This window comes from Galactobacter sp., assembly GCF_022712295.1.
GTDB lineage: Bacteria > Actinomycetota > Actinomycetes > Actinomycetales > Micrococcaceae > Galactobacter.
Window position 1 is genome coordinate 1 of sequence record NZ_JALAGT010000010.1, and the last position, 3,626, is coordinate 3,626.

Consider the following 3,626-nt stretch of genomic DNA (forward strand, 5'->3'; position numbering starts at 1 on the left):
CAGAAGATCTTGAATATGTCGCGAATGAATTGAATGGTCGGCCGCGGAAGCGGCTAGAATGGTTTACGCCCGCGGAGTGCTTGCGGGAGGCCTTGCAGGCCTGATCGACAACCGTGTTGCAACCACCGGTTGAGACCGCCCGCTGAAGTTGAGAATTCGGCTGAAGTTGAGTGCGGGATTCGAGTTGTGGTCAGCGGTCAGTCGACGGCGAAGGCGGCCAGGCGCAGCATGAGGGCGGCAGCGGATCTACCCTCCGTCTCCTGATTCTGGCGGGCACGGATGAGGGTCTGGGACACCGCTTGAACCGTGATCCCGAGGGCATCTGCGATGGCCTTCTGCTGCCCCCTGACTCCGGGAACCACCAGGTCCACTACCTCCCAGTCGGCCTTGGACCGGGAGGCAACCAGATCTCCCAACAGGCGCAGGACGCCCTGCGCCGCCCCTGCAGATTCTGGCGCCGGTGGGACGCCGTCGAACGTCACGCCCGCAGGTCCGCCCTCCACGCACACAGGTATGGTGGCGCGCAGCGCCGACTCGGAGGCCCGACGGGAGCGGGACGGACCCGCTCCGGCCAGAGCCTCGCCGTCTGGCACCACGGGGCCGACACCGATCCCGACCGCCCAGATCCGCTTGCCACGGCCATCGGCTCCGGATCCGAAGCGCACAGCCTTCAGCGAGGCATCCACGGCCGCCTCAGGGGAATCCACCACGCCCACGGCCTGGGAACCGAAGGTGCGGCGAAAGGGGTGGCCGGCCTCGCCGATGGGGACCGATTCCAGGGCGCCTAGCAGCTCCGGAACACGATCCTGGTCGCCAGCGCGCTGGGTGAGAGTCAGGGTGAACACGTCACCAGTGTCTCAGGTGCCGGTGTCTCGGGCGGCGGAGAAGCGAATCAGGCTCCGAGTTCGCGTTCGCCGCCCAGCGAGGCCTGCTCCGCCGCATCCTGCCCGGCTAGTGCCGTGCCCGGCGCCTTGTAGACGGCGTCCGACGGCTGTCGCCAGCTGCGCCGGATCCGTCTGGCCTCCACCATGGCCTTGAACGCGTCCGTCACAGCGACCTCACGATCTCGCAGCGCCAGCTCCACGCCGGCCACGGAACCGAGTCCGCCTGGGTCACGGGTCAGCGGCGGGTCGTCAGACCTCCGGCTGAGGTGTAAGGTGCCGCCCTCCGACTCGGGATCGTCCGGGTCGGCCTGCACGCCAGACATGGGGACGCCCAGAACCGTGGCCCACGGCGTCCCGTCGTAGGACTCGTCCCATTCGTCATCGTCGTCCCACGAGGCGTCCTCATCTTGGGCGCTCATTGCCGCAGCATCCAGGATTTCCTGCTCCAGGGCCTCGTCCCTGACCTGGATGAGCCGCCGGGTCATCTGGTTCCCGAACTCCCCGAAGAACGCGTTCTTCCGTGTGATCGTTGCGATCTTCTTGCGTTGCCCGGAACGTCCCACATACGCGTACTCCACCGGATTGAGAGCCAGATGCTGTTCCCAGGCCGCCTGCATCTGACGGGAGAGTGAGTAGAAGAGCTGTTTGGCCATGTCGATGTCCTCGCGGAATCCCAGCATGGTCATCGAGGTGTTCCCGTAGGCCACCGTGCCCTTGAGATTGTTGGCGTGCATGATGCCCGTCATCAGGTTCACGTGGCACCACAGGCTGCGCTGTCCCGGCTCGCCGATCTGCAGGGTCTCCTCGACCGGGCCTGCAGAGAACTCCTGATCCGTGGTCCGCGCCCGCAACACTGCAAGGGCAACCTGGTGCCGGGTGGCGAGTCGTTGGACGCGTTCCATGCAGATGTCGCGCTCGGCCTCGGAATCGGTGGCCTCCGCCTGGGCCAGGAGCCTCCGCATGGTCTCAAGCGTGCGCTCGTCCACGCTGAACCCGACCACGCTCAGGCCACGGCTCTCGTAGGCGCGCAGCAACATTCCCGCGATCTCGGGGACGTCGATGGCCTCAAGCAGCCGCAGGAACGTGGCACGGAACGTGGCCCCGTGGTCCCCGCCCTTGGTGTCCCCGGCCAAGTGATGGGCCAGCTCGTGCCACACCACGGAAGCGCGCAGGGCCCATCCGCCCGCGGCAAGATCGTCCGGGATGGCGATCGTCATGTTCTCGGGTTCGTAGTGGGCCGCACGGTCGCCGCGCCGTGTCCGAACTCGGGGAACCTGGTGCTGCCGACCGGCGAAATCGGTGCTTGTCGAGACGAGGTGCGCGCAGATCCGTTCCACGTAAACGCCCACTTCATCGGGTGAGGAGAAACGCGGTTCGATCTCAGGTCGATAACCGCCACCGAGGAACTCGACGGCCTCGGGCTGCCCATATGTTCCGGGATCGAGGCCGTCCAGGCAGAGCCTCACGTCCGCCTCCGCCGCATACACCGCGGTCTGGTCCGGATCCTGCCGTGTTCCCATGATCTCCACCCTTCGTGTTCCGACTCAGCGCCCCGCGACGTCCTGGCGGGAGCGCCCCCAGCGCCGTTCCAGAACCCTATCGCTACGGTGGGCGTCGTCGCAGACGTTATCCACAGGTGAGGGTCGGGGCGGACCGGCGATCAAGCCGGGCATGCGTCGTCGGCGCTCGCGATGCCTGGCTACGCGACGTCGAGCATTCCGGATCCGTCCCAGACACATCGCCCCAGGCTTTCCGTCACAGCAGCACAGGGAACCTAGGAGGCGGTGACGGAAAGCCTGGGGAAGCCGCAGGGTTGCCCGTGCTCACGTGGAGGCGGACGCAGAGATGCCCGTGCCCCAGCGGAGGCGGATGCGCAGACGCCCGCGCCCCTACGAAAGTGGGGGACGCGGGCGTCGGGCAGTGGAAGAGACTCAGTGGCCTTCGGTCTTGAAACGCTCGATGGAGTCGGCGAGTTCCTTCTCGGCGGCCTCGCGGCCGGCCCAACCCTCGGCCTTGACCCACTTGCCGGGCTCCAGGTCCTTGTAGCGGGTGAAGAAGTGCTCGATCTCCTTCTTGGTCCACTCGTCCACGTCCTCGATCTCCTGGATGTGGTCGTAGCGCTTGTCGGCGGGGACGCAGAGCACCTTGGCGTCCGGGCCTCCGTCGTCGGTCATGTTGAACACGCCCACCGGACGAGCCTCGACGATGACGCCGGGGACGAGGTCAACGCCGGGGATCCAGACCATGGCGTCCAGCGGATCGCCGTCCAGGCCCAGGGTGTCATCGAAGTAGCCGTATGCAGTGGGGTACTGCATCGGGGTGAACAGAACGCGGTCCAGGCGCAGGCGCCCGGTCTCGTGGTCGATCTCGTACTTGACGCGGGATCCGGCAGGGATCTCGATGGTGACGTCGTGCTCCATGTGTCCTCTTCCTGTCCGCGCAGCCCTCCGAAGGACCGCGCTCGTGTGATGCTTCGGCGCGTTGGAATGCGCACTAGGCTTATGGTTCGCAGATCAGTCTACTTTTTAAGCTTGGATTGTGACGGACACGTGGTTGGACAAGGAGCCGGGATGCGCAAGGGCGTAGGGATCACCTATGGGGTCCTGGTCGGCGCGCTCGGAGCGGGCCTGGTGGGCTGGCATTTCGTCGCGCCGGAGAACTCTGACGCTCAGGCGCAGGTGCAGGTCTCGCCATTGCCCAGCCCAGCGAAGGCGCCATGGGGCGCCTCAGGTTCCGACGCGC

Annotated in this window: 3 protein-coding genes; all 3 read right to left on the minus strand. The window is 66.5% G+C overall.

Annotated elements, in window-relative coordinates; translation table 11 throughout:
• Window positions 1–197: 197 nt before the first annotated feature.
• Window positions 198–845 carry a hypothetical protein gene (locus Q0A15_RS00765; protein ID WP_291277629.1) on the minus strand — a complete coding sequence of 216 codons (648 nt, stop codon included), beginning with the start codon at window positions 843–845 and terminating at the stop codon, window positions 198–200.
• 47 nt (window positions 846–892) lie between these two features.
• A complete protein-coding gene (locus Q0A15_RS00770; RefSeq protein WP_291277630.1) occupies window positions 893–2,404 on the minus strand; it encodes a TIGR04338 family metallohydrolase in 1,512 nt (503 codons plus the stop codon).
• Window positions 2,405–2,815: 411 nt separating this feature from the next.
• On the minus strand, window positions 2,816–3,304 hold the full coding sequence (locus Q0A15_RS00775; protein WP_291277631.1) for an inorganic diphosphatase: 489 nt from the start codon (window positions 3,302–3,304) through the stop codon (window positions 2,816–2,818).
• Window positions 3,305–3,626: the final 322 nt, after the last annotated feature.

Excerpts from the sequence above, each read along its gene's own strand:
- Q0A15_RS00775 (WP_291277631.1), bottom strand. The coding sequence starts at position 3,304 with ATGGAGCACGACGTCACCATCGAGATCCCTGCCGGATCCCGCGTCAAG.
- Q0A15_RS00770 (WP_291277630.1), bottom strand. The coding sequence starts at position 2,404 with ATGGGAACACGGCAGGATCCGGACCAGACCGCGGTGTATGCGGCGGAG.